At 46.6% G+C, this 24,697-nt stretch carries 25 protein-coding genes, 1 tRNA gene and 1 riboswitch; of the genes, 7 read left to right on the top strand and 19 right to left on the bottom strand.

Going from position 1 to position 24,697, the window contains the following annotated elements; genetic code table 11:
• The first annotated feature begins 429 nt into the window (after positions 1–429).
• The 3 genes from E6W40_RS23730 to E6W40_RS23720 all read left to right on the top strand — a co-directional run bounded on the left by E6W40_RS23730 (position 430) and on the right by E6W40_RS23720 (position 3,378).
• Positions 430–804, top strand: coding sequence for a hypothetical protein (locus E6W40_RS23730; protein ID WP_136608013.1), 375 nt, complete (start codon positions 430–432; stop codon positions 802–804).
• A gap of 229 nt (positions 805–1,033) precedes the next feature.
• Positions 1,034–2,236, top strand: coding sequence for a glycosyltransferase family 2 protein (locus E6W40_RS23725; protein ID WP_246073148.1), 1,203 nt, complete (start codon positions 1,034–1,036; stop codon positions 2,234–2,236).
• Positions 2,233–3,378 (top strand): glycosyltransferase family 4 protein, encoded by a 1,146-nt coding sequence (locus E6W40_RS23720; protein ID WP_136608012.1) that lies wholly within the window; start codon positions 2,233–2,235, stop codon positions 3,376–3,378. The genes E6W40_RS23725 and E6W40_RS23720 overlap by 4 nt, the downstream gene beginning before the upstream one ends.
• Before the next feature lie 106 nt (positions 3,379–3,484).
• Here the strand turns inward: E6W40_RS23720 and E6W40_RS23715 are convergent, their stop codons facing one another.
• The 4 genes from E6W40_RS23715 to E6W40_RS23700 all read right to left on the bottom strand — a co-directional run bounded on the left by E6W40_RS23715 (position 3,485) and on the right by E6W40_RS23700 (position 5,811).
• Positions 3,485–4,360 carry a DUF4097 family beta strand repeat-containing protein gene (locus tag E6W40_RS23715; protein ID WP_136608011.1) on the bottom strand — a complete coding sequence of 292 codons (876 nt, stop codon included), beginning with the start codon at positions 4,358–4,360 and terminating at the stop codon, positions 3,485–3,487.
• A 152-nt stretch (positions 4,361–4,512) separates the two neighbouring features.
• Positions 4,513–4,809: a YolD-like family protein gene (locus E6W40_RS23710; RefSeq protein ID WP_168929022.1), complete on the bottom strand. Its 297-nt coding sequence runs from the start codon at positions 4,807–4,809 to the stop codon at positions 4,513–4,515.
• Between the two features lie 171 nt (positions 4,810–4,980).
• Positions 4,981–5,454 (bottom strand): 2-thiouracil desulfurase family protein, encoded by a 474-nt coding sequence (locus E6W40_RS23705; RefSeq protein ID WP_136608009.1) that lies wholly within the window; start codon positions 5,452–5,454, stop codon positions 4,981–4,983.
• Between the two features lie 144 nt (positions 5,455–5,598).
• On the bottom strand, positions 5,599–5,811 hold the full coding sequence (locus E6W40_RS23700) for a hypothetical protein (RefSeq protein ID WP_136608008.1): 213 nt from the start codon (positions 5,809–5,811) through the stop codon (positions 5,599–5,601).
• 374 nt (positions 5,812–6,185) lie between these two features.
• Between E6W40_RS23700 and E6W40_RS23695 the strand changes: the two genes are divergently transcribed.
• Positions 6,186–7,343, top strand: a complete 1,158-nt coding sequence (locus tag E6W40_RS23695) for a hypothetical protein (protein WP_168929021.1) — start codon at positions 6,186–6,188, stop codon at positions 7,341–7,343.
• Between the two features lie 113 nt (positions 7,344–7,456).
• On the opposite strand, the gene atpF is transcribed toward E6W40_RS23695, so the two are convergent.
• The 5 genes from atpF to E6W40_RS23670 form a co-directional block, all read right to left on the bottom strand.
• The gene (atpF, locus tag E6W40_RS23690; RefSeq protein ID WP_168929020.1) at positions 7,457–7,897 is read right to left on the bottom strand and encodes a F0F1 ATP synthase subunit B; all 441 of its coding nucleotides are present in this window, start codon (positions 7,895–7,897) and stop codon (positions 7,457–7,459) included.
• Positions 7,898–8,202: 305 nt separating this feature from the next.
• Positions 8,203–9,414 carry a sialidase family protein gene (locus E6W40_RS23685; protein ID WP_136608005.1) on the bottom strand — a complete coding sequence of 404 codons (1,212 nt, stop codon included), beginning with the start codon at positions 9,412–9,414 and terminating at the stop codon, positions 8,203–8,205.
• A gap of 57 nt (positions 9,415–9,471) precedes the next feature.
• The gene (locus E6W40_RS23680) at positions 9,472–9,837 is read right to left on the bottom strand and encodes a hypothetical protein (protein ID WP_136608004.1); all 366 of its coding nucleotides are present in this window, start codon (positions 9,835–9,837) and stop codon (positions 9,472–9,474) included.
• Positions 9,838–10,022: 185 nt separating this feature from the next.
• Positions 10,023–10,094: transfer RNA gene (locus E6W40_RS23675), tRNA-Thr, on the bottom strand.
• Between the two features lie 104 nt (positions 10,095–10,198).
• A complete protein-coding gene (locus E6W40_RS23670) occupies positions 10,199–10,501 on the bottom strand; it encodes an MTH1187 family thiamine-binding protein (protein WP_136608003.1) in 303 nt (100 codons plus the stop codon).
• 297 nt (positions 10,502–10,798) lie between these two features.
• Positions 10,799–11,021, top strand: a riboswitch (cobalamin riboswitch).
• A 246-nt stretch (positions 11,022–11,267) separates the two neighbouring features.
• Between E6W40_RS23670 and E6W40_RS23665 the strand changes: the two genes are divergently transcribed.
• Positions 11,268–13,601, top strand: a complete 2,334-nt coding sequence (locus E6W40_RS23665; protein WP_136608002.1) for a ribonucleoside-diphosphate reductase subunit alpha — start codon at positions 11,268–11,270, stop codon at positions 13,599–13,601.
• Between the two features lie 475 nt (positions 13,602–14,076).
• The gene (locus E6W40_RS23660) at positions 14,077–15,108 is read left to right on the top strand and encodes a ribonucleotide-diphosphate reductase subunit beta (protein ID WP_136608001.1); all 1,032 of its coding nucleotides are present in this window, start codon (positions 14,077–14,079) and stop codon (positions 15,106–15,108) included.
• 106 nt (positions 15,109–15,214) lie between these two features.
• Here E6W40_RS23660 and ssuE read toward each other — a convergent pair whose 3' ends face one another.
• A complete protein-coding gene (gene ssuE, locus E6W40_RS23655) occupies positions 15,215–15,844 on the bottom strand; it encodes an NADPH-dependent FMN reductase (protein WP_342774730.1) in 630 nt (209 codons plus the stop codon).
• Positions 15,845–16,269: 425 nt separating this feature from the next.
• Here ssuE and serS point away from each other — a divergent pair, with 425 nt between their 5' ends.
• The gene (gene serS, locus E6W40_RS23650) at positions 16,270–17,574 is read left to right on the top strand and encodes a serine--tRNA ligase (RefSeq protein ID WP_136607999.1); all 1,305 of its coding nucleotides are present in this window, start codon (positions 16,270–16,272) and stop codon (positions 17,572–17,574) included.
• A gap of 132 nt (positions 17,575–17,706) precedes the next feature.
• Here serS and E6W40_RS23645 read toward each other — a convergent pair whose 3' ends face one another.
• The 9 genes from E6W40_RS23645 to E6W40_RS23605 form a co-directional block, all read right to left on the bottom strand.
• Entirely contained in the window at positions 17,707–18,708 is a 1,002-nt protein-coding gene (locus tag E6W40_RS23645; protein ID WP_136607998.1) for a HoxN/HupN/NixA family nickel/cobalt transporter, read from the bottom strand.
• A 132-nt stretch (positions 18,709–18,840) separates the two neighbouring features.
• Positions 18,841–19,455: a PadR family transcriptional regulator gene (locus E6W40_RS23640; protein ID WP_136607997.1), complete on the bottom strand. Its 615-nt coding sequence runs from the start codon at positions 19,453–19,455 to the stop codon at positions 18,841–18,843.
• 165 nt (positions 19,456–19,620) lie between these two features.
• On the bottom strand, positions 19,621–20,445 hold the full coding sequence (locus E6W40_RS23635) for an urease accessory protein UreD (protein ID WP_136607996.1): 825 nt from the start codon (positions 20,443–20,445) through the stop codon (positions 19,621–19,623).
• 1 nt (position 20,446) lies between these two features.
• Positions 20,447–21,058 (bottom strand): urease accessory protein UreG, encoded by a 612-nt coding sequence (gene ureG / locus E6W40_RS23630; protein WP_136607995.1) that lies wholly within the window; start codon positions 21,056–21,058, stop codon positions 20,447–20,449.
• A gap of 28 nt (positions 21,059–21,086) precedes the next feature.
• Positions 21,087–21,773 (bottom strand): urease accessory protein UreF, encoded by a 687-nt coding sequence (locus E6W40_RS23625; RefSeq protein WP_136607994.1) that lies wholly within the window; start codon positions 21,771–21,773, stop codon positions 21,087–21,089.
• Positions 21,766–22,221 (bottom strand): urease accessory protein UreE, encoded by a 456-nt coding sequence (ureE, locus tag E6W40_RS23620; RefSeq protein ID WP_136608225.1) that lies wholly within the window; start codon positions 22,219–22,221, stop codon positions 21,766–21,768. The genes E6W40_RS23625 and ureE overlap by 8 nt, the downstream gene beginning before the upstream one ends.
• 10 nt (positions 22,222–22,231) lie before the next feature.
• Complete coding sequence (gene ureC, locus E6W40_RS23615; protein ID WP_136607993.1) at positions 22,232–23,944, bottom strand: urease subunit alpha; 1,713 nt, start codon at positions 23,942–23,944, stop codon at positions 22,232–22,234.
• Positions 23,941–24,264 carry an urease subunit beta gene (locus tag E6W40_RS23610; RefSeq protein WP_136607992.1) on the bottom strand — a complete coding sequence of 108 codons (324 nt, stop codon included), beginning with the start codon at positions 24,262–24,264 and terminating at the stop codon, positions 23,941–23,943. The genes ureC and E6W40_RS23610 overlap by 4 nt, the downstream gene beginning before the upstream one ends.
• Positions 24,265–24,285: 21 nt before the next feature.
• A complete protein-coding gene (locus E6W40_RS23605) occupies positions 24,286–24,588 on the bottom strand; it encodes an urease subunit gamma (RefSeq protein ID WP_136607991.1) in 303 nt (100 codons plus the stop codon).
• Between the last annotated feature and the right edge of the window lie 109 nt (positions 24,589–24,697).

The raw sequence follows: 24,697 nt of genomic DNA, 5'->3' as shown, positions 1-24,697 counted from the left end.
TATCATCGTTTTGAAATGAAAGCAGTAACATGCACTAGCAGTTATGTGAGGAAGAGGCATGACCAACCCTTACATTACTAGAAATGAGCATATCCCCCGCTGTTTCTATCACGAAACATCCTTTACCATCTGAATATATTAATAGAAACGAAGATGATATCACATTTTCGTTTATCCGCCATCCTCAGTCTTCACTCAGCTTCCCCTTGCACGGCAAAAAGTCTGCGGCCCGCTCATCCGCAGGCTTTTTGCGCTGGTGTCCATCGAGACCCGCATGTATCCGGTTGGCAGGAATTCATTTCTCCTTTGACCTGTTTATCCGTCAACCTGCATTCATAAATACGCATATACCCCGCTGCTTCTGCCTCGAAACTTCATGCTTCGCTTGAATATATTAATGATAGAAAGGAAAGAAAGGAGTGATAGATTATGCCATTTACCACCGGAATGATCACCAGCACAAGAGCAACAGGTACCGCTGCGACCAATATTGTAGTTAGCGTTCGTAATGTGGACGCCATCGATGCTACCATTTTAGTTCAAGTGTTCGGCGTTCCCTATTCTACGCTGACCTTGACCCCGCACTATGTCACCTCATATATTGTGCCTGCCAGTTCTTCCGATATCCGTGAGTTCTATATTGCGGGTAATGTCGCTTATGAAGTACAAATAGATAACCTCAGTCCTTCGGCTGAAGTTGTCTTCTCCACGTATGGAATTGACGAATTCGGCAATATTGTTACGGAACAGCGTGTACTGCAATCGGAGTTAACGTCTATTGCAGCTCTTTCACCTGTTTCTTAACATCCTCACGCCCCACCTTCTAAGAATCGCTTATCCGCCTTAGTGAAGCTTCGCTCATATAATTCCCTTTTCTCAAATAAGAAGGTCTGCGGCCGCTCATCCGCAGGCCTTTTCTGTTATTTTTGTCTGAACACATGGTTAACCGCACAAGCAAAGCCTAATTCTGGCGATACAATGATAGTATATCTCGACGGAAGTGGTGAACGCCTTGACGGATGTGGGAGTTGTCATGCCTGTATACAAACAGAAACCCGAGTTTCTGAAAGCAGCGCTTGAATCCATATTGAACCAGACACTGCGTCAATTCCGGCTTATCATCGTTATTGACGGCGCTCCTGAAATGGAGCCCCTCATCCGGATGTTCGCAAACGATGATCCCCGCGTGGAGATCGTCTCCTATCCCATAAATCAGGGAGTCCCCCACGCGCTCAATACCGGGTTTGATGTGCTGTTCCAGGATCCCGCCCTCCTCTATTTAACCTGGGTATCCAGTGATAATATTTACAGGCCGGAGTTTCTGGCAGTGCTGCGTAACTCGCTTGCCAAAGGACCCGAGAATTTGGGTCTTGCTTATAGTTCATTTCAGAACATCGATAATCACAATACACCTCTGTATGATGAGGCTGCCCTAACCGCGCTTCGCCAATACCAGGGACGTCCCAAAGAGAAGCTGCTCGATTCCTCCATCGTTGGCGTCTCTTTCATGTATAAAGCGGTATACGCCAAAATGGTGCAGGGCGGCTACAGCCTAGCACCCGTGGAGGATTATGATTACTTTTTAAAACTAACCGACCACTGCGATATTCGTTATATTCCAGTCGAACTCATGGATTACCGGGTAGATTCGACCTTCAGCGTTTCATCGCAATTGAAATCAACTGAGGCTCATAGGAGATGGAGATATGCCTTCCACCTGTCCAGACATCTAGCGAGATGCCGCAGAGGCATTCCGCCGGAGATAGCTCTTCTGATCCCGCTGCGGGAGGCCTCTCCTGCAGCCGTTGAGCGAATTGAAGACCTCTACGAGCAAACCTTCAGCAATTATGTTTGTTGTATCCTTGATCTATCCCCGGACCAGCAGGTTAACAACATGCTTTGCCAAATTGCCCATCCGACGACCATCTTTGAATGGCATCCCTATCAATCTGCAGCTTCCGCTGCCAGAATCAGCATTCTTCAGAGGCACACCCCCTATGCTATGCTGCTCGATTTGAAAAAATTTGGTTATTTGACCGATCTGGAGATTCTTCACCAGCAGTTGAAAAAGTCACCGCCTTACGCATTTTCCAGCTGCTATACTCCCGATTATACCGAGGTCGGATACCGAACAGGACTTTTAGCCGCCCCGGCTCGCAGCAATGAACTATTTTACACGCAGGCTCTGTCTGAATTGCTTCACCAGCATGCCGCACCTTTCGGTGAGCTTCCATGAAAATACTGTTTACCTTTTTCAATCCCAGCGGTGGTATGGAGACCTTGAACCGAATTCGCAGCAACGCCTTAAAGGATCATGGAATCGAATCCCATCTGTTGTACAATATTGATGGAGAAGGACGCCAAAATATTAAAGATATCCGCACGATCGTTACCAGCGACTCCGATACCATCCGAAATCTCATTGAGCTGGAAAAATATGATGCCGTTATCGTATGCTCGGATATTCACATGCTAATACAGATCAGCAGCTTTGGTTACGGCGGACGTCTTATTTTTGAATTTCAGGGGCTTGGAACACCCGAGGAAGCTACACAAATTTTGCAGAATTTCAAAGATGGGATTAACCGTCATGCCGATGCGCTGCTTTACCCCCGGACCGCGCATCTGCGCCGCCTCATGCGTTCCTTTTTTCCGGATATTCAGCAGTATTGCTTTGATGACCCGCTTGACTGCAAAAATTTCGGATATACTGCCTACCCGCAAAAGGCCTATCCCATCATAGGCTGGATCGGGCGCATACAGGCCAACAAAAATTGGCGGGAATTTCTTCAGATGGGTCAGCGGCTGATCAGGCTTCATCCCGGTCTGTCCCTGTGGCTTTTTGATGACGACACCTTGTCTGACAGCGCCGAATTAACCGGTTACCATCAAATCCTTGAGGCGGATCCGCTTCTATCCTCCCGGCTCTTCCGTTATTCCAATATTCCACATGAGCTGATGGCTGATTACCTCAGCATTATCGGGGATTCAGGAGGCCTTCTCGTATCCACCTCCATCCGCGAGGGTTTCGGATATGCAGTGGCCGAAGCCATGATATGCCACTGCCCGGTGCTTTCCACGGACTCCGGTGGTGTAAGAAGATTTATTTTTCATAATAAAACCGGAAAATTTTATACGCGTGGCAATCTGGATGAAGCCGTAAAGGAGGCCCTCTCGCTGATGATCAATATCCCCTTACGAAACCGGCTGATCCAAAGCGCAGAGGCGCATATCCACAAGCATTTCTCTGCTGATTTGTATGCAGAACATTTCATCGCCATGCTGTACCGGCTTGGTGCGGTTCCTTCTACCTTTCCAGCACCTAAGGGCAAGGAGCAACAACGTCCTAACGATGATGCAAACGAAAATCGTTCATAAGGAATAAGCTGCCCCGGTAAGATACCGGGACAGCTTATTATGGTTTCGTGCTTCTTTGCGGTTTTCTTATTAAGCTTAACGATCAACAGCGTGGCATACTGCACCCTTATTCTACGGAGATTGCCCCGATCGAAGAGGACAGCGTGATCAATGGACCGCCTCCATTGATATCGCTGCTGCCCTTGGATGCCCCGGATATGATGCCGAGTTCACTGTCCAATTTCAGCGTATACGCAAGGCTATCCGCAAGAGTCGCATGGATGCTGCCCACATCGGTTTTTACTTTGAGGCTGCTGTCCTTCTCCATTCCGCTGATACCGAGCTGAACACTGCCAGCTTCCGATTTGATGCTGGACTTGCCTTTGATTTGAGCGCCATTGACCACGATGGCACCCACACTATTATCCACCTGATACTTGCCGCTCACATTGTTCATCGTAATTTGGCCTACGTCATTCTCAATCTCAAAATCCGTAATCGACGCGGGTACCTGCACCTCATAATCAATCATCAATTCAGAGTAACCGTACTTTGACTGCGCCCAGTCCCAAAGATTATCGTTTGGATTCCCCTTCGGATTCGTCACGATTTCCAGTTTTCCGTTTTTTGCTATCAAGGTGGTTTCAGCCTCATCTACGATGTTCTGGTACGATTTTTCATTCAAGAACCAGATCGTCGTCTTCACGGATGCCTTATTTCCTGTCCCCGGCACAACCGTGATGTTGCCTACCTTATGGTCTACTTGCAGCACCGTTTCGGATCCCATCTCCCGTTCAGCGGTCAACTCGATATGCTCACCGTTACTCTTCATCCGGTCACCGATGCCATTCACCGTTCCTACAACCGAGCTTCCCGCAGCAGTCGCAACCTCGTGCGCGTCCTGCCTGACCTTTTGCACGGCGTCATCCACCTCGTCACAGCCTGCAAGAAGCACCGCTGAAAGGATGGCCGCGGCTCCAATCCCCTTATACGAAATACGCATTTTTGTTTACCCTCCATCAATCACTGGTTATGTATGGTATTCATTATACCGATTAAAACCAGGAGTGCATCTAGCCGGAGACCAGTGTACATACTAGACCTTGGTCTGGGTAATGAATGCGGATGACAACGGTATATGTCAACATATCTATACTAGGCTGATGGCTGCACAGAACGGATGTCATCGAACCTGATCCACTGCCAGTCATCCTCTTCACGCAGTTTAATTTCCTTCAAATATGTATTAATCACCGTCACGAACCCTCTTAGCTGGCTGGTTCCATGCGCCGTATCTACCGTCAGACTTATTTTCACATGCTTCTCAAGCGACCGGGAAAGCTCACGCTCCACAAACGACCAATCCTCCTTCTCCTGCACGGCAGCGGCCGTTCCCGGTTCATTCCCTGTCAGATCTGGAGCCGTCATAGGGGATAGATGCTGTCTGTTCAAAATGATCATCTCCACTTATATTTTTAGAACAAGTGTTCTTATTATACTGCGGACCCCGCCCTTTTTGCAATGTGAAAAAAGCCCTGAATAGGAAATGCGCATTTCCTTTTCAGAGCTTCCTGATCAGGTCAAAATCCGAGCTAAACCGATAATATCGGCTCATTCAAAGCATTATATCTCGCCCGATTGCTCCAGCCTTCCCAAAAAAATTTGTTCCGAAACGACCTCGATGCCTTCCCGTTCCAGTAAAGCCGTGGTGACTCCGTTTCCAGGTATTTTCCGGTTCTCGAACCGGCCGTCATAAATCATTGCACTGCCGCAGGAAGGGCTGTATTCCTTCAATACGACCATCGTTGCACCAAGCTCGCGAATCTTCTTCAGCGCCGCATGTGCTCCCCCGATATACATATCACTGACATCCCTGCCGGACTTCTCAATCACCCGGGCTCGTCCGTCAAGCACATCAGCGCCGGTTCCGCCCTGAATTTCAGCTGGCTCTCTGGGAGTCGTGAATTCGCCCATCAGCTCGGGACAGACCGTGACCGCCTTCTTCTCCTCCACCAGGCGCCGGATCACATCCTGCATGCAGTGCGTCCCGTTATATCTGACTTTCATTCCCGCAAGGCAGGAACTAACAACGATCATATTCATCACCTCATAAGACCATTATACAAGAAGGCGATCCCTCTCGTCCCCCGATGCAAAAAGCACAGTCCACTTTTATCGTGAACCATGCCTTTATGAGAGTTCTGCTTCCTCTGTTCCCAAACTTCTCTTGCTTTTCGGGCCTCAGCTTCGCTCTGGAATAGTTTTTTCACTGTTCTTGTCGAAACCAGACTCATATGCACTGATATAGGAGATGCTTGATGTTTTCACATGATGCTCACTGAGATCGACCCATTCCTCACTTTTCAGCCTCACAATAACCCCTGCAATGTCATCCGAAATAATGTTCAATGACTCCCCGCCGATAAAATGAATCGTAATGCTGCTATCACTCATCGCTTCCACCTCCATAGATTGGGCTTGTATTGATTTACATCAAGGAGGTATTCCCCATTCCTCTCTTCCTTATTTACACGGATTAGGAGGAAGACAATCTATCTCGATAAACGATAAAGCCCAATCTTCCAATTATATTAAATTAAGGAAATAACACACTTCGTTTGGAACCATATGTATTAAATTGCGTAATTAAAATATGCATGATGATAGTTTCGGGATAAAACGACTATAACTAAAGAACTAGTTACCTACAAACTTCATCAAAAAAACAGTGTTATCTCTATTATTTTTTCCAGAAATCTCTTTCTTCAGACCAGATGAACGGAGCAAATTCCCCAGCCGATGGGTACTTGGTAAAGGATTGAACGATTTTGAAAAAGTCTATGGTATTGATGTTGTCCCTATTCTTAGTATTGACCGCATGCGGTTCCAAGGAAAAAGAAGAAAAAGCAACTGGAGAAACAAATACGGCTATAACCCAGGAGACAGCGAAGGAAACCTCCAAAACATCGGATGCAGATAAAATGAAAACAGCAGAGACCCCTGATTTCTCCTTCTCATACCCCGCCTCATGGAATGCATTCGATTTGACTCAGCTTAACCAGCCGGCAATCAAAGCAGCATACGTCGACCCTGCTCCGAAGGTGGCCTTTGCGGACAATGTCAACTTAGCCGCGGATGGTTCAACCATTACTGCAAAAGAAACTGCTGATGCGGCTATTGCTCAATATCAAAGCGGGGCTGCAGGAGAAGCCATAAAGAATTACAAAAAAGTCAGCTACACAGATACCGCCAATAACAGCGGGGTTTTAGTAGGCGAGTACACCCACGCTCAGGGACAAGCCGAGCTTCAAGTCATTTTGACCCAATATATTGTGCCTGCGGGCAACGGGACTTATACTTTTTCCATTTCCTATGCCAAGGAATCTTATGATAACGGCGGTAAAAATAGGGTTCAAAAAATGATCGATTCTTTTAAATTAAGCAGCACGGCTACTTCTGGCATACAATCCGTCCCGGCATCTACAGACGTATCCACTGCAGCAGCGGGTTCGGAACAGGCGAATATAGCAGATATAATGGTACAACTCATTCCAACAGTCACCGATGATGGTGGAGAAATGACGGAGAAGACATATAACTTCATCACTGGCCATAGTGATCTTTTCCCTGCTCTGACAGCAGAAAGCAAGAAGAAAGCTAAATCGCTGGTTGATGCAAGCATCACTTCTCGCCATCTGTTCAAAAACATAACTCCTTATCTGGATAAAATGGCGCAAGTAACCGGGACTGTCGTGGAAGTTCAAGAAGAAGAGACTGAGATCGGAACGATCGCCGTCATTCATGTGGCTGATGAGAATGATAACTCCATCGTTGGCTTGTATATGAACTCAACTGGCGACATATTGGACGGCGATGAGGTTACCATGCGTGGACTTCCAACCTCCCTGTTTTCGTTTGACAATGTCAGCGGCGGAACAACCAATGCCGTTCTTCTGAGCGTATCTACGGTTCAGAAAACCCAATAACAAGGTTCGTGTGGGATATATATGAAAAATAAATAGCTAAAAGTCCATGAGGGAAACGGGCCTTGTGGGTTTTTAGCTATTTTTCTATTTATACGTATTGCTATGTAATTTCGTTAATGTACCCGGTTCGGAATAAGCTTTTTCACAATCTCATTGGAAATCTCCTGCGTTTCATCTTGAATGGCTTCAATGGCTCTTTGCTTCTCTGCCTGCAGTTCGGCCAGGGCCTCAGCCATGTAGTGATTTGACTCTTCTCTTGCTGCTTTGATGACCTGCTCCGCCTCCATGGCACTTTCCTTGACGGCATTACGGATGAGCTCATTGGCATCCAAAGCAGCCGTTTTGAGTATAGCATTCCGTTCATCCTCCAACCGCTGCATCTCCTGTTTAAGCTGATTCGCCGACTCGAGATTGACCTGGTTTCGCGACTGCCTCTGTTCCATGACCGCAAATAAAGGGCCAAATACATACTTACTCAAAATCAAATACAACATCAAAAACGCAAAGCCGGCAATAATTGCAGATGGAATCGTCGTTACACTGAACAAATTCATCGTTTCCGCTCCTTTAACAGCTGAGATGGATCTCATCAACATGCAATGCTGGACAGGTCACGTGATGACGATTGTTTAGAGACTCCTCTACGGTACCATAAATATTTAAAATTGCGGATATTCGAATCTGTGTAATTTTGTAAATTTTGTGAAATATTCAATTGATTAAGTTTTTTATCCCAAATAAAAAAAGCCGCCTAAACAAGGCGACTTCATTTCTAATTAGTTCAGGCTATTCTCAAATTCAAACTGTACGGACGGCCACAGACTTATATACCCAACTCCATAATTTTTATTATAAAAGCTTATTGGTTATCGCCAACCCAGATATTTAAGGTTCCCGTACGTGTGTCTGCCCAAGCGGTTATAAGACGGCCGGTCTGAGGGACGATCGCACTTCCAATATAGTCGCCAATGAGAGGAAGGCCTGTGACGTTAAACGAAGTTGTCGTAATACGGGTGTTTGTAAACGTCATTCCTCCATCCCTCGATGTCGCAAGGTAAACGTCAATATCAGGTGGATTTAGTCGATTCGTGTAATAGGATACAAACACCGCTCCATCCGTCGGGGAAACGGTAATGGTCGGGAAAAAGCTCTGGGATCCCACCGGACTACCGGTAATGGGCACCGGCGTACCCCAATCCACACCAAAGTTCGTGGAAATGGCGAGGTAAATATCCGAATAGCCTTGCCGAAAGTCCTGCCACACCGCATAAACGTTCCCTTGGGATGCTGATGCGTTGGAAATGTCTGCAGCCAAGTTGGGATACGTCAAACACCTGAAATCGTACCCTGGCAGCGGCGAAGGCGGAATATCGACCGAGGTAACCATGGTCTCGGTTTGAAATGTTGCTCCGCCGTCCATCGATGACCGAATTTCGAATTCGGAATTGTCTTGGGTGATCCAACCAACGACAAGGATGCCGTTTAAGGTGACGGCGATACCCGGAAATTCTTCAAAATCGGCGATGGAAGACAGCAGACTGGGGCTCATATAAGTGTTTCCCCCGTCTATGGAACGATTGAAGAATATCGTATTTCCCGGTATAAATTGTGTGTTGTAATCATGCGTATACCCCGTATAAATATTTCCAAAGAAGGGGCTGGATCCTGCCTTATCGGTGACAACAACCACCTGATCGTCATTGACGAACTGTCCGAAGCCTTGGTTCACGATCACTGGAGTTCCGAATGATGAAGCATTGTCGTTAGAGATATAAGACACGATTGAACCGCTGAGGCCATCCGAATCAAAGGCGTGGGCTAATACGACAAACGAATTGGGAAAATTGTAATCGATATGAGGTGCCTCTATTCCAGCGAAACCGGCTGGTAACGGGAGTAACGTCGTGCTCCAGGTTGCTCCGGCATCAATGGACTTATACAAGCCAATATTCGGCGATCCTGTGCTGAAATCTACGGCCACCACCACCATGACCGAAGGGTTTAGCCAATTTACCGCGATGGTTGGCTCAAACTGAACACTCGAACTTGGTGATATTTGTATATTGGCCATGTTTTACCTCCTCCCTAGTTATATTAAGAAATCCGCGGTTTTACTCAACTTCACAGCTTATGGATTGAGTTGGGCAATATTGGTGAGATCTTGTTGCAGCACTTTCTGATGAGGAATAACGTTCCCCGATGAATCCGTTCCGAAGACCGTAATGACCGTATCAGTCGGAACCGTGCCTGTAACTAGAAATTGAACCTCGTATGAAGTATTGCCTGCGATGTTGAAACCAAGAATTTGAGCCGTGTTCGCATTAATCGTCAGAGAATTGGAATAAACCAGTGATTTACTCACCAAGCTGTTCCATACATAGATGTGATAAACGACGTTGGACGAAAAACTAAGATTATCATTGCTAATGTTAATGACAAGGTTCGATGCAGGACTGGTCCCCGTATTCGTAATGATGCCTGTTGTTGACGCCATGAAATCACGACCTCTCTATTCATTTTTATTACCATATGAGCTCCCTTTCTTTGTTGTGTGGACCATTTAAATGGTAGATTGAATAAAATCTAAAACACCCTCTTCGAATATATGCAGGTGAGAATGCAAATATAAAAAAAAGCGCGGCCTCCGATTTACTCGGAAAACCGTGCTTTTTGTTTGGATGCTGGTGAAGGGAATTGAACCCCCGGCCTACGCATTACGAGTGCGTTGCTCTACCCCTGAGCTACACCAGCTTATGCAAACCGTCTCATCTAAATGAATCAAATGAAACAAAAACTATTATACAACTTTCACTTCAAAATGCAATATGGCTAGGATAAATGGAACTCATTGCAGTTTATTGCAGTTTCACTCGCACGGAGTGCAGCTTTTGCGCACTGGATGAAGCTTTGTCGCGTCTGTCGTCCATTTTCACGGAAGTGGACACCCGCTGTGCTCCTGACAGGAAAGGTGCTTCATGCAGTGCCGCGATCGCCTTCCATACATCTTCCAGCTGTCCCTCAATGATCGTGCTCATGGAAGTCAGCTCATAGCTGATTCCCGGCTGGTTTGCCAGTACCTTCTGCATATCAGCCACATATGCGCTCAAGCTGGTGGTTGCTGTTCCGATTGGAATGACCGTTACCTCTGCAATCGCCATGTTTTTTGCCTCCCTATCCCCATATTTAGATTGTCCGAATGCTGTCCATTGATTCTTTCCTTATTGTATCCAACTCCGGAAAAGATAGCAAAGAACCCAGATTCCCCAAAAATTTTTTTAATCGCGCCACATCTGCTTTTTTGCCCCAAAGTGGTCATTTTCGGACATTTTTCGATCACAACCTTTCATCCTCTTAGTAGCAAATTGACCACTTCTCTGCTATAATTCATCTTGCTTGTCTTTTTGATTTTTGTGTTTACAAACACAACATATTGGGTTAAATTAGTATAACAATAACCAAATATAGTGAAAACAGGTGAATCGCGCTCTACCAAGCCCACGATTCCTAATAGGGAAGCACGGTGTAATTCCGTCACGGTCCCGCCACTGTAACCGGATAGCCGGAACGGTTTGTTCTTCGGCAAAAATCGGCAGATGCCACTATAAGCCAGGGTGCTTACGGGAAGGTGCCGACGGAAGTTCCGGGAGTCAGGAGACCTGCCTGTTTCGTCCGCACAAACACCTACGAGGAATAGGAAACGTGTTGCCATGAAAATATCTACATATGGTGTGTAGATATATTCTTCTGCGCCCATTTTTGGTGCCTATAAGAATAACATGCAGCATTTTCGGCCTCGCAAGGATCAGGTCGCCGGGAATGCTTTTTGTATGGCCCAGCTTCCTTCCTGAAAGTAAGACTTTTGCTCGTTTATGTATTATTTTTCTTTTTATACCAATATTATCTATTTTGAAAGGGGAACTGTACATGCCTCAGCTCGTGACCAAACCGAACAATCGTCAGCTGGCTTTCGATGAAATCCGCCTTTCCGTTTACGCGGACCGCGTTCTGGAAGGATTGGAGATGCTGGATAAGGAACGCCTGATTCGCGGTGTAACCAGCAAACTGCGCCGGGAGGAAGTTACCGGTGATGAAATCAGCAATGCGTTTACGATGTCGGCGCTTGAGCTTGTAACGAAGGAGGAGCCGAACTGGAAGTTCGCCGCAGCCCGCTCCCTTTTGACTTCTTTATATAAAAAAGCAGCGTACAACCGCCGCTATAAAGCCTATCCAACAGAGCCTTACGGTGCCCTGTATCCTCTCATTACCGATCTTGTGCACAAAGGCATCTATCGTGAAGAGCTTCTGGAATGCTACACCAAAGAACAGATTGAAGAGCTTGGAAAAAGCATCGATCATAGCCGTGATTTGCTGTTTGACTACATAGGTCTTCTCACCCTGTCCGACCGCTATCTCGCCCGTGATTTTGAAGGCCGTGTCATGGAGCTTCCGCAGGAGCGTTATATGGTTATCGCCATGTACCTGATGCACACCGAGCCAGCCGAGAAACGTATGGAGCTTGTAAAAGAAGCCTACTGGGCTATGAGCAATATTTATATGACTGCAGCAACACCAACCATGTCCAATGCCGGCAAAAAGGTCGCTGGACAGCTATCCAGCTGCTTTATCGATACGGTAGACGACTCGCTTGAAGGTATTTTCGATTCCAACACAGACGTGGCGCGTCTTAGCAAAATGGGCGGCGGCATCGGCGTGTACCTTGGTAAAGTTCGTGCACGCGGATCAGACATCCGTGGCCATAAAAATACCAGCTCCGGCGTTATTCCTTGGATCCGCCAGCTGAATAATACAGCAGTCAGCGTTGACCAGCTTGGCACGCGAAAAGGTGCGGTTGCCGTTTATCTGGATGTTTTCCATAAAGATATCCTGGCCTTCCTGGATCTTAAGCTCAACAACGGTGACGAGCGCATGAGAGCACATGACGTATTCCACGGCATCTGTATTCCTGACTTGTTCATGCAAGCTGTTGAGGAACGCACCGAGTGGAATCTGTTCTGCCCGCATGAAGTGAAGAAAGTGATGGGCTGGAAAGATGAGAAAGGTAATCCGCTTGGCCTGGAGGATTTCTACGATGAGACGGTCGGACAAGGCGCATTCCGCGAAAAATATGCTGAGGCCGTTGACCATCCGCTTCTCTCCCGTATCACGGTGCCTGCGATTGACATCATGAAACGCGTCATGAAGTCTCAGCTCGAAACCGGTACACCGTACATGTTCTACCGTGACACGGTTAACCGCTCGAACCCGAACAGAGCACATGGTATGGTGTATTCCTCCAACCTGTGTACGGAAATCATGCAGAACCAATCGGCAACCGTGGTGGAAAAGGAAGAGCTCGTGACGAAGGACGGACAGACCCGCATCGTCATCTCCAAAATCCCTGGCGATTTCGTGGTGTGCAACCTGAACTCCATCCATCTGGCCCGTGCTGTTCCGGCAGACGTTCTTGAGCGTCTCATTCCGATCCAAGTGCGCATGCTGGACAATGTCATCGATATTAACAACATTGAAGTGCTGCAAGCACAGTACACCAACAGCCAATACCGCGCTGTAGGTCTGGGCACGTTCGGCCTGCATCATCTGCTGGCACTTGAAGGCATCCGTTGGGAATCCGATGCAGCCGTTGAATATAACGACAATTTGTACGAGAAAATCAACTACCTGCTCATCCGTTCCAGTATGGAGCTGGCTAAAGAAAAAGGCCGCTATGCGAAGTTCGCAGGCTCTGATTGGGAAAGTGGCGCTTACTTCACAAGCCGCGGTTATGTTGACGGTGAGCATGTGGGCAAATTCATCACTACCGAACAGTGGAAAGAGCTTCAATCGGAAGTTCAAGAAAATGGAGTCCGTAATGCATGGCTCTTCGCCATCGCGCCAAACGGCTCAACCTCCATCATTGCCGGCTCTACCGCAAGTATCGATCCATTGTATGACCTGCTTTCGTACGAAGAGAAAACAACATACAAAATCGCCAATCCGGCTCCGGATCTGTCCGAGAAAACGATCTGGTATTATAAAACGGCCTTCACAATCGACCAGAACTGGTCCATTAAAATGGCCGCGGCCCGCCAGCGTCACGTTGACCAAGGCCAAAGCTTCAACCTATACGTCCGTCCGGATATCCGAGCGACCGACTTCCTTGAGCTGCATATTCATGCCTGGAAAGCCGGCATCAAGTCGACGTATTATGTACGCAGCCGCGCGCTGACGATTGAAGAGTGTGAGTCGTGTGCATCGTAAAGTTTATGAAAAAACCTTTTTCCCAACCCTCCCAAACCCTCCCTTCTAAGCTTATGCTTTCGAAGTAGCTTCCCTTTGGGAAGCTTTTAGGAGGGCCCCGAGGGCTCTTGCCCTCTGGACACCCGAAATTTTGGCGGAAGTGAGGACTAATGGCGCTTCTTGAGTTCATTTTATGCTAGGAGCGCTTTCGTCCCTGCTCGTTGCTTTGCAACATTGACTTGGGACACGCTGTAATTTTGCTGCTTTAATACCTTTGACTGCTTTTAACTACGCCAGGGCTTCCCTGTTTTGCTTCGCAAAATGCGGTCGCCCTCGGCTTGTTTTTTTAAAAACAAAACATTAATGCCATAAAGCGTTTGAATGCAACAACTACACCAACGATTTTTCACCCTCATACGATCACAACATCTTGCCGATGTTGATATAGATGCTTTTTTTTGTTACTCACAACTAAACCTTAAGGAGTGAACGGACGGTGCAATTGCAGAAAATTTTCAATACCGAAGCGCCAAACCAATCCACACGCATTATTGAAGGGGAATGCTCAGGTATCCTGAACTGGAACGATATCCGCATGCCTCATATGTATAAATTATATAAAGTCCTTTTGCTCAACCACTGGATCGCAGATGAAATCCCGATGTCCAAAGATGCGCAGCAGTTTCCTCACCTCGACGCTGAAGAGCAGCGCACCTTCAAGATTAACATCTCTCTGCTGGCGGTTCTGGATTCCATGCAAACGATGTTTGTCGGGGATGTAAAAAGATATTTCACGGACTCCTCGCTGGAAGCCATCTCGGCGATTATTGGACAACAAGAAGTTGTCCATAACCAATCGTATTCGTACGTGTTATCTTCCATCGTGTCGGAGCAGGAGCAGAAAGAAATTTTTGAATACTGGAAGCATGATCCGGTCCTTCTTGACCGCAATCGCTTCATCTCCGAGATTTATCAGGAGTTCCGTGATGAACAGTCTCCGCAAACCTTCTTCCGCGCGCTCGTGGCGGACTTGATTCTGGAGGGTATTTTCTTTTACAGCACCTTTGCCTTCTTCTACAACCTGGCCCGTGACCAGAAGATGATGGCAACCAGCCAAATGATTTCGTACATCCAGCGCGATGAGAATCAGCATTGCTACTTCTTTGCTGAAGTGTTCAAGCAGCTGCTGAAGGACTTCCCTGAGCTGAATACTCCTGAAAATATGGAATACGTATACAGCACCATCGACCGCGCAGTTGAGCTTGAAACAAACTGGGCGCATTATACGCTGAGCAACAACCGCGGCATCGACCTGAACGAATTGTCCGACTACATCAAATACATCGCCAATAAGCGCCTGAAGTTGATGGGTATGGATAAAGCTTACGAAGGCGTTGACTCCAACTGTATGCCTTGGATTCGTCCGTTCTCCGATGATGCACTGAACGCTACCAAGACCGACTTCTTTGAAGCTAAATCCCGCAACTACGGCAAAGTCGGCGACGACAACGGATTTGACGATCTGTAAGTAATAGGATTTAAATAGAGCCTGTTGATCTTCATGATCAACAGGCTCTTTATTGTATACTCAGCCCAGTGAAGTGACTCGGATGTTAACCCGTAAACTGCGCGGTTCATTGGATCTGAACTCCCAGGCTGCCAATCAGGGCCGAGCACATTTCAGGACTATCCGCGCCAGTCGCTGCTCCCGACCACATACTGCTGCGCCGATCCAGCTCCCTCGCGAGCTCATCCAGCGCGATATCCAACCTCTCCACAAGTTCAGGTGCAAGCAGCATTCCCCCGGACTCAAGACGAGTGATCTGCGTATCGACGCTGAAAACCCCGCCTAGTATATGTCTTGCTCCCAGCGCGGATAAAACCGGATTCAACGCATAGTCCATGGCGAGCAGATGCGCCAGACTGCCTCCGATATGAAGCGGTAATATGGTTTTTCCGGTCAATCCTTTCTGAGGCATGGTATCCAGAAAAGTCTTAAGCAGTCCCGTATAGGAGGCCTGAAAGACCGGAGTAGCAATAATTACCACGTCGGCATCCGCGAGTATACGGTTTGCTTCCACAATCTTGCTTCCGTTAATTTTTGTGTGGATCAAGTCGTCAGCAGGCAGCTTGACCACATCGATCCGCTGAAACGGGTATCCCTTTGCAGACAAATAAGCTTCCGCATGCTGAATAACCCCCATCAGCCTTGATGTCAGCGAGGGACTGCCGTTCAGAATAACGATACTGCTCAAACTCAACAATACCTATTCACCCCTTTTACAACTTTTCCCGACCATCACGCGGCCGTATGGTCCATAACTGTGGCCTACTCCCCATACTATAAGCATCCGGAAGTGGATGGGTTCCTACAGCTATGACAGGTTTCTTCAGGAAAAATGAATATTGCGCGGCGAACCGGTTTACGCTATACTTAGCCAAAAGAATTGAAGAACAACCACCATGCCTATGATCAGCATCCAACTGTGAGGCGTTTTCGACCAGAGCAAGGCTTCTCCTTTCTCTCTAAGTTGACCGGCTTTCCGTCCGTTACCGCGGAACCAAGAGGATCGGCTCCTGCCTGTAAGGCAGTCCGGTCAAGTTGGGTGGCACCGCGAGCAAGCGCTCCTCGTCCCAAAGGATGAGGGCGCTTTTTGTATTTTTACGGAAAAAGGAGATTGAATCCATCATGTTAACCATTCAATTTATCCGCGATAACGCGGAGCAGGTGCAGCAAACAGCAATACACAAACACATTCCCTTCCAGGTGGATGAACTGCTCACCTGGGACGTGAAGCGGCGGGAGCTGCTGCTGCAGACGGAAGCGATGAGGGCACAGCGCAATAAGCTGAGCAAGGATGTAGCTCCGCTAATGAAGCAAGGCAGCAAGGAAGCAGCGGAGCCGCTTATGGCTCAAGTCAAACAGCTGAACGAGAAGCTTGGAACTCTGGAGGCCGAACTGCAGGAAGCCGACCGTCATGTGTCGGAGCTGCTCCTGCTCGCTCCCAATATTGTTTCGGCAGATACGCCCATCGGTAAGGATGACAGCGATAACGTCGAGGTCCGCCAGGTTGGAGAAGCTCCGGTGTTTGATTTCGAGCTTCGGGATCATGTTACGCTTGGCGAAATGCATGACATGATCGACATTCCGCGCGGCGTAAAGACCGCCGGCTCGCGTAACTATTACCTGAAAGGTGCAGGCCTCTATCTTCACCTGGCGGTACAGCGGCTTGCGCTGGATTACCTGGCAGCACGCGGATTCACGCCCATGGACGTTCCCGTCATGGTACGTCCGGAAGCGTTAAACCGGACGGGCTTCTTCCCGACCGGCCAGGACCAAACCTTCGAGCTGACCGGAGAGGACAAATGGCTGGTCGGCACCTCGGAGGTGTCGCTCGTTTCGTATTACAGCGATGAAATTGTCGATGTGACCGATCCGATCCGTCTGGCTGGAATGTCGGCCTGCTACCGGCGCGAAATCGGCTCGGCGGGCCGGGATGTGCGCGGCCTGTACCGCGTCCACCAATTCGCGAAGGTGGAGCAGGTCGTCCTCTGTAAGAATGATCCAGCTGTGTCGGAGGCTGTACTGCAAGAAATTACCGGCCATGCAGAGGGCATTCTGAAGCTGCTCGAGCTTCCATACCGGGTGATGGCTGTCTGCACTGGCGATATGTCGCAGAAGACTCATAAGCAGTATGATATCGAAACCTGGATGCCCAGCCGGGAGGCGTACGGTGAGACCCATTCGTCGTCGAACCTGCTGGATTTTCAGGCGCGCCGTTCGAATATTCGATACCGGGACGGGGAAGGAAATCTGCAGTATTGTCATACGCTGAATAATACCGCCGTAGCATCGCCCCGCATCCTTATCCCACTGCTGGAGAATCATCAGCAGGCGGACGGCAGCATTTATATTCCAGAAGCGCTGCGGCCTTATATGGGTGGTACAGAGCGGCTTGTTCCACCGGCTGCGGAATACCGGGAGAGACCTTGAATTTAAATTTTGCCTCTCCAATTATGATTACAATAAAACGGGACGAAGCAGGTAGGAATACCTCGCTTCGTCCCGTATATATTTCAGCAATAGCCTGCAAGCTTGCAGCTTTGTTTCGAATGATAGAAGAAGTTATTTTACGGTATAACGCTCTTCAATATTATAAAACTTCCATATAAACACGGCTAAACCCCAGATAACCAAAAAAGCCACAACTAAGAAATAACCTAAATTGCCAAAATCGATGGATGCAATAATATCCCATAAACCACCTGATAAATGCAGCTTTTCCGTTGTGATTTGGGCCAGTTCAACGATCCCAACCGCTAGAGCCGCAACCACTGAAATCGCTGTAACAATTAAATTATAGTATACCTTCCGTACCGGTCTATCATTGGCCCAGGCATAACTTTTGGTCATCATTAAACCATCAAGCGTATCAAACAAGCTCATTCCCGCCGCAAATAGTAGAGGAAGTGCAATGATGCCAAGGACTGGGAAGTTATTGTTCGCTGCCCCTGCTGACATGGTTAGCAGTGAAATTTCGGTTGCCGTATCAAATCCTAGACCGAATAAGAAGCCTATCGGATAAATATGCCAGCTTTTCGTGACTACATTAAACAATGATCCCAAATAGCGCGTGAAAAAGCCTTTCGCTTCGAACATTTTCTCTAATTCTGTTTCATTTACCTTTTCTTCCTTCATCTTACGGAACATTTTCCAAAGCTGAACGAACAACATGAGATTTAGGATAGATAGAAATACGAGAAACACACCGGATACCGTAACACCGATAATGCCGCCTATATCCTGCATGCTGGACATGTATTTGGCGACAAATTTAACGGATACCGCGGTTAATACCGCTAATAAAAAGACAACTGTGGAATGCCCCAATGAGAAGTAGAAGCCTACTCCGCGCGGGTCTTTCTTTTGTGCAACTAATTTACGGATAGTATTATCTACCGCAGCAATATGATCAATATCAAATGCATGGCGAACACCAAAGACATAGGCTGCGATCCCCATACCAATAAAGGCTGGATGATCGGGTACAACGCTGAATAATGCTATGAATCCGATGACATGAATAACGAGAACACCAAACATATAACGATTCCAAATAAATTTCATTCCTTCTACCTCTCGTCTTCCTTATTTTCAGCATTTAAGCTGCTTTTCGCAAAAGCCCTTATATCGCCCCGCATTCCAAGCAGTTCTCGTTTGCATCCCCCCGTCTATAACTATTTATTTTTAAGTACTGTTTCAGAGTTCACTAAAAAAAGTAACGCCTTGAATTATTTTATTGAAAGCTCCCGCACTTATGATTCCTAATAATAGTTTAATGGCATTAGAATTTTCAATTAATTTCAAAACCCAATGACACCAAGAGATTTCTTCTTTGTCTAAAAGATTATTTCTATGCAGCAGCACATAACGCCCAAAATGTTCAGACACCGTTTCTTCTTGTTCATTTTCTACTTTGGCTATTTTTTTCTCACGTACAGTGATCTTAAGCATCAACTTAGAAATTCGATCTTGGATTAATTTTTTCGTGTTCTCCTCATCCGTCGTCCACATCGAATACATCTTAATCAGAAATTCATCACGAATAATGGGATTACCAGGTTCTTCGGTAGTAACCCATGCCCCCAAAACTTCTCTTCCATGTTGCGTAATCGAATAGATTTTTTTATCGGGTTTTCCGGTTTGCTCCACATGTTCAAACTCCAACAGCCCATTCTGCTCCATTTTGCTTAGAAGAGGATAAATTTGACTATGCTTTGCAGGCCATAATAATTCCAGATAGGATGCCAATTGATATCCGGAGCATGGCTTTCTACCTAGTACGCTAAGAATGGCATATCCAAGAGTATTCATACGATCTTCATTCCCTATATCTTCATTTGAGTAGCTCGTTTAACCAACCTGATCCATTAGACCTAATTGTTTCGGCAATCGTTCTAAATGTACCCTCTTCCTGCTTCATGATCAATACCTTTCCGTAAAAACCCGGCAATCAATTTGATTGCTGGGTTCAGGAAATTAGTATTTTCTTAGGAAAGATGGGGTTGTGTTAAAAAACTCCCGATTGATGATATGGTGACATGCCGTATGAATTTTTTCTATGGTTTGCGTGGAATCAGCCAAGATCCGAATGATTATCCCGGAAGCCGGCAGTAATGATAACCCAATCTTATATTCCTTGGTATCTTCATGAATTGCGTGATATAACCGGTCAAGCAGATCATTATCTGCTTGTTCTCCAACCACAATCATGGAGCCCAGATGCGAATATCCTTCCATAAAACCAAGAGAATTCATATCTTTCGCAGCAGGATTCAATTTAATATGATCAAATACCATCAATTCGTCATCCACATAGATTTCATTGATTAATTGGAGCATATCATAACTGAATTGGGCCCCATCCGGAGACCATCCCGAGGTAATAATATCTGAATAGAGCAGCGTAGCGCCTTTCTCCATTCTAATAACGGTCTTTTGTTTATACCTTGCATCCTGATAACCGATAAGCGGGTCCGTAATATACTCCAGGTAGCTGCCCCTCTTAAGGGTGATTTCTGTTTCGTGATAGGCGTATTGATTCGGTGTCTTGTATATTTTCGTTGCCGATTGTGTCGTTAATGTTAACCGGGCCTGTTCCTCCAATGAGATTTTCATTTGATAACGGTCCCCGTCCAAGTAACCTCCGCCCGGATTCAGAATATAATAACAAGCTTGTCCGGAATCATCGTGATACACAGGACGCATGACTTTAAATGCACCTTGGAAATATACATTTTTGGCGACAGTTTTTCCGTTCCTTACTTCAGCCTCTAATCGCAGAATCCCTGTCCAATCCTTCATTTCAGTCCAATCCCTTTAAAAATGCGTTCTCTTTAATCCATTGAATTACTTGATCCAAACCTGTGTTATCTTTCAGGTTCGTAAATACAAAGGGTTTATTTCCGCGGAAAACCTTCGTGTCTGATTCCATGACTTCAAGACTGGCCCCGACATAAGGCGCTAAATCTGTTTTGTTAATAATAAATAAATCAGATTTAATCATCCCTTGTCCCCCTTTACGCGGAATCTTTTCCCCTTGGGCCACATCAATAATGTAAATCGAAAAGTCAACCAGCTCAGGGCTGAACGTCGCCGCAAGATTATCGCCGCCGCTCTCTACAAAAATGAGCTCGACATCCGGGTGTTTTTCTTTTAGTTCATCGATAGCAGCAAAATTCATTGAAGCATCTTCGCGGATGGCTGTATGAGGGCATCCGCCTGTTTCGACACCAATAATGCGATCCGCAGGCAGAACTCCATTAGCCATCAAAAATTTGGCATCCTCTTTGGTATAAATATCATTCGTCACTACTGCCATACTGATTTCATTCTCCAGATGCCGGGTCAATTTTTCAACGAGCATGGTCTTACCGGCTCCAACCGGTCCTCCAACCCCAATTTTGATCGGTTCCATCATAAACACTTCTTTCTTTAGATATATTTTAAGACATAAAGATTCGAATATTTACACGTTCATGTTTCATTTGCGATAACTCCAGACCGGGTGAAATGATTCCGAAATCCTCTTCATCCAGACTCTCGATTTTTTCCGTTGCCTCCATTAATACATCCTGAAATTGCTGGATCGTTCTCTGACCAGCCGTCTGGCCTAAAGGGATGGCCCGTACTGCATTTTGTACGATACTGGAAGTAACGGAATACAAATAATATAAAATAGTGGTTGATCGTGATACTCCCAGATGATGACCAATCATCGTAAACACGATCGCCGGATGACCGAAGCATTGCTTCTTATTGATCCGTTCCCGATACAAAGAAAGGACAGGTACTTCATACAACGATCCCACGAGATTTAACATCCGATCGCCCATTTTTTGTGTACCTTCCCTCGTTTCACGAGGCAGGTTCTGCACGGTCAGCATGCGGTCCAGCTTCCACACGGTTTCAAGGTCTCCATCCTGCAGCGCATCAAATACAAGGCGAGAAGCAAGCCCATCGGAATGGACAAGCTGCTCGTTGACATACACATGCAGCCACTCGGACAATGTTTTTTGATCATGTACGTGATCTTCCTGAATATAACTCTCAAGACCATAGGAATGACTGAAGGCGCCTGTCGGAAAGTTCGAATCACACAGCTGAAATAATGAGAGTGCGTTCTTATCCATGGCTGTGGCCGATATGGCGGAATGCCTGTTTTACTTTCCTCTCTTCCCGTTGATAAGGGATTTCCAGCTGCTTCAGCAATTCCTCAACGAGATAATCGTACTGAACCAGCATTTGGTCATCTTCAAATTGGGCCGGGAGATGGCGATTTCCTAATTGATGGGCTATCGTGCCCATTTCCTTCAAGCTGCGTGGGCTTATTGCGATTAAGTCATCGGAGAGGACATCAATCATAATGATGTTTTTCTCATCCATGAACAAAATGTCTCCGGCCACAAGATCGCGCTGATCCTTCAAGCGGATACCAATTTCTTTACCATGATCTGATTTAACCCGTTGGATCCGTTTCACTAAATCAGCGCTTTCCAGGTAAACCTTCTCAATGTGGCGCTTTCCGATTTCCTCTTTGTCCAAGCTTTCAATATTCGTTACGATATTTTCAATAATCAATGTTTTCACCTCAAAATAAGAAATAGCGTTGCCCCATGGGTACTTTATCTACAGGATCACATGTAATGAGCTCCCCGTTCACTCTCACTTCATAGGTTTGCGGGTCAACCGTAATCTCAGGCGTTTCGAAATTCAGCTTCATATCTTTTTTCGATAATTTTCTTATGCCATGAACCGGGAGAATGATTTTCTCCAAGCCAAGCCGCTCGTGGACCTTAAGATCAAAGGCGGACTGTGAAATAAAGGTGATGGCGCTTCTGGAAAGAGCCTTTCCATATTGGGCATACATCGGACGATAGATGACAGGTTGCGGTGTTGGAATCGATGCGTTGGCATCCCCCATCAAACTTTGAACAACCATGCCATTTTTAATAATCATTTCGGGCTTTACTCCGAAAAATGCAGGCGACCAAATGACAAGGTCAGCCATTTTTCCGATTTCGATCGAACCCACATACTCTGAAATGCCGTGGGTAATCGCCGGGTTAATCGTATATTTTGCAACATAACGTTTGGCACGGTTATTATCCGAAAGTTCGCTGTCACCTTGCATCGTTCCCCGTTGTTTTTTCATTTTGTCAGCGGTCTGCCATGTCCGTAAAATGACTTCGCCAATTCGTCCCATCGCTTGAGCATCCGAGCTGACCATACTAAATACGCCCATATCTTGAAGAATATCTTCTGCAGCAATGGTTTCACGCCGGATCCGTGAGTCTGCAAAAGCAAGATCCTCGGGAATAGATGGGTTCAAATGGTGACACACCATCAACATATCTAAATGCTCATCAATCGTATTCACCGTATAAGGCAGCGTCGGGTTTGTAGATGAAGGAAGAACATTCATGTAGCTGGCGGATTTGATCAAATCCGGAGCATGTCCTCCGCCCGCTCCTTCCGTATGATACATATGGATCACCCGGTCTTTGATCGCGGCCATGGTATTCTCCATAAACCCGCCCTCATTCAAGGTATCCGCATGAACCGCTACCTGCACATCGTACTCATCAGCTACACTAAGCGCATGGTCAAGTGCCGATGCTGTAGCCCCCCAGTCTTCATGAACCTTCAGTCCAATCGCCCCGGCCCGAACTTGCTCGGCAAGCGGTTCTTTGGATGCAGCTTGTCCTTTTCCGGTGAAACCTACGTTAATAGGCATTCCTTCCGCCGCCTCCAGCATGCGATGGATATTCCATTCTCCCGGAGTCACCGTGGTGGCCTTTGATCCCGCAGCCGGACCCGTTCCGCCTCCGATCAGCGTCGTAAGCCCGGAGGACAATGCTGTTTCAATTTGAGCAGGGTTAATAAAGTGAACATGCGAATCAATACCGCCCGCAGTCACGATCATGCCTTCGCCTGCAATAATTTCCGTAGAAGCCCCGATAATGATATTCACGTTGTCCATCACCAGCGGATTACCAGCTTTCCCGATTCCTGCAATTTTTCCGTCACGAATCCCGATATCGGCTTTATAAATCCCGGTATAATCCAAAATAATCGCGTTCGTAATGACCACATCCGGAACTCCGTCCCCACGGGTCACAAGCGGATGCTGGCCCATTCCGTCCCGGATGACTTTACCGCCGCCAAAAACGACCTCATCACCATATGTGGTATAGTCCTTTTCGATTCGGATAATGATATCTGTATCTGCCAAACGGATTGAATCGCCTGTTGTTGGTCCATACATTTGAGAATATTGTATTCTTGGCATTCTGAAGCTCATTGTTGACACCCGCTTTCCACGGATCCATCCGTTTTATTGTTAAATCCATAGACACGGCGTTCTCCGGCAAAACAAACCAATTCTACTTCTTTCTCATCACCAGGCTCAAAACGGACCGCAGCACCCGCCGGAATGTTCAAATGTTTCCCGAAGCCTTCGTCCCGTTTGAACTGAAGAGCCTCGTTAACTTCATAAAAGTGAAAGTGGGATCCGACTTGAACTGGACGATCCCCGGTATTTTTTACAATAATTTTCGAGGCGAGTCTTGAGGCATTGCAGATAATATCTTCTTCTTGTAAAAAAATTTGTCCAGGTTCCATTTGAATATTCCTCCTATCGTTTTATCTGATCGGGTTATGTACGGTCACCAGTTTGGTTCCGTCGGGAAAAGTGGCTTCGACTTGGATATCGTGGATCATTTCGGGAATACCTTCCATTACATCTTCACGAGACAAAATGGTTGCACCGAATTCCATCAATTCAGCAACAGTTCGTCCATCCCGTGCACCTTCCAATACTTCATAGGTTATAAAGGCAATGGCTTCAGGATGGTTTAGTTTAAGCCCTCTGTCCTTTCTTCGTCTCGCAAGGTCAGCAGCAACCACAATCAATAGCTTGTCAATCTCACGCGGTAATAATTGCATGATTTAGCCTCCTTATTTTTATTTATGAACACTTTTAAATCACTGAAATTTCATCTTGAACACATCTTCATTTTGCAAAATACAACATCGCAGCGAGAATTTATAGATT

The organism is Paenibacillus dokdonensis, from assembly GCF_004916975.1.
In the GTDB taxonomy this organism is placed as follows: Bacteria; Bacillota; Bacilli; order Paenibacillales; family Paenibacillaceae; genus Paenibacillus_AQ; species Paenibacillus_AQ dokdonensis.
The sequence above is the reverse complement of the archived record's forward strand: the minus strand, read 5'-3'. Positions and strand labels throughout refer to the sequence as shown.

Excerpts from the sequence above, each read along its gene's own strand:
- E6W40_RS23730 (WP_136608013.1), top strand. The coding sequence starts at position 430 with ATGCCATTTACCACCGGAATGATCACCAGCACAAGAGCAACAGGTACC.
- atpF (WP_168929020.1), bottom strand. The coding sequence starts at position 7,897 with ATGAATTTGTTCAGTGTAACGACGATTCCATCTGCAATTATTGCCGGC.
- ureC (WP_136607993.1), bottom strand. The coding sequence starts at position 23,944 with ATGAGCTTCAGAATGCCAAGAATACAATATTCTCAAATGTATGGACCA.
- E6W40_RS23720 (WP_136608012.1), top strand. The coding sequence starts at position 2,233 with ATGAAAATACTGTTTACCTTTTTCAATCCCAGCGGTGGTATGGAGACC.
- E6W40_RS23725 (WP_246073148.1), top strand. The coding sequence starts at position 1,034 with ATGCCTGTATACAAACAGAAACCCGAGTTTCTGAAAGCAGCGCTTGAA.
- E6W40_RS23680 (WP_136608004.1), bottom strand. The coding sequence starts at position 9,837 with ATGGCGTCAACAACAGGCATCATTACGAATACGGGGACCAGTCCTGCA.
- E6W40_RS23625 (WP_136607994.1), bottom strand. The coding sequence starts at position 21,773 with ATGGATAAGAACGCACTCTCATTATTTCAGCTGTGTGATTCGAACTTT.
- E6W40_RS23610 (WP_136607992.1), bottom strand. The coding sequence starts at position 24,264 with ATGGAACCTGGACAAATTTTTTTACAAGAAGAAGATATTATCTGCAAT.
- serS (WP_136607999.1), top strand. The coding sequence starts at position 16,270 with ATGTTAACCATTCAATTTATCCGCGATAACGCGGAGCAGGTGCAGCAA.
- E6W40_RS23705 (WP_136608009.1), bottom strand. The coding sequence starts at position 5,454 with ATGATCGTTGTTAGTTCCTGCCTTGCGGGAATGAAAGTCAGATATAAC.
- E6W40_RS23645 (WP_136607998.1), bottom strand. The coding sequence starts at position 18,708 with ATGAAATTTATTTGGAATCGTTATATGTTTGGTGTTCTCGTTATTCAT.
- E6W40_RS23685 (WP_136608005.1), bottom strand. The coding sequence starts at position 9,414 with ATGGCCAATATACAAATATCACCAAGTTCGAGTGTTCAGTTTGAGCCA.
- E6W40_RS23665 (WP_136608002.1), top strand. The coding sequence starts at position 11,268 with ATGCCTCAGCTCGTGACCAAACCGAACAATCGTCAGCTGGCTTTCGAT.
- E6W40_RS23700 (WP_136608008.1), bottom strand. The coding sequence starts at position 5,811 with ATGAGTGATAGCAGCATTACGATTCATTTTATCGGCGGGGAGTCATTG.
- E6W40_RS23670 (WP_136608003.1), bottom strand. The coding sequence starts at position 10,501 with ATGGCGATTGCAGAGGTAACGGTCATTCCAATCGGAACAGCAACCACC.
- E6W40_RS23635 (WP_136607996.1), bottom strand. The coding sequence starts at position 20,445 with ATGAAGGATTGGACAGGGATTCTGCGATTAGAGGCTGAAGTAAGGAAC.
- ureG (WP_136607995.1), bottom strand. The coding sequence starts at position 21,058 with ATGGAACCGATCAAAATTGGGGTTGGAGGACCGGTTGGAGCCGGTAAG.
- E6W40_RS23605 (WP_136607991.1), bottom strand. The coding sequence starts at position 24,588 with ATGCAATTATTACCGCGTGAGATTGACAAGCTATTGATTGTGGTTGCT.
- E6W40_RS23640 (WP_136607997.1), bottom strand. The coding sequence starts at position 19,455 with ATGAATACTCTTGGATATGCCATTCTTAGCGTACTAGGTAGAAAGCCA.
- E6W40_RS23715 (WP_136608011.1), bottom strand. The coding sequence starts at position 4,360 with ATGCGTATTTCGTATAAGGGGATTGGAGCCGCGGCCATCCTTTCAGCG.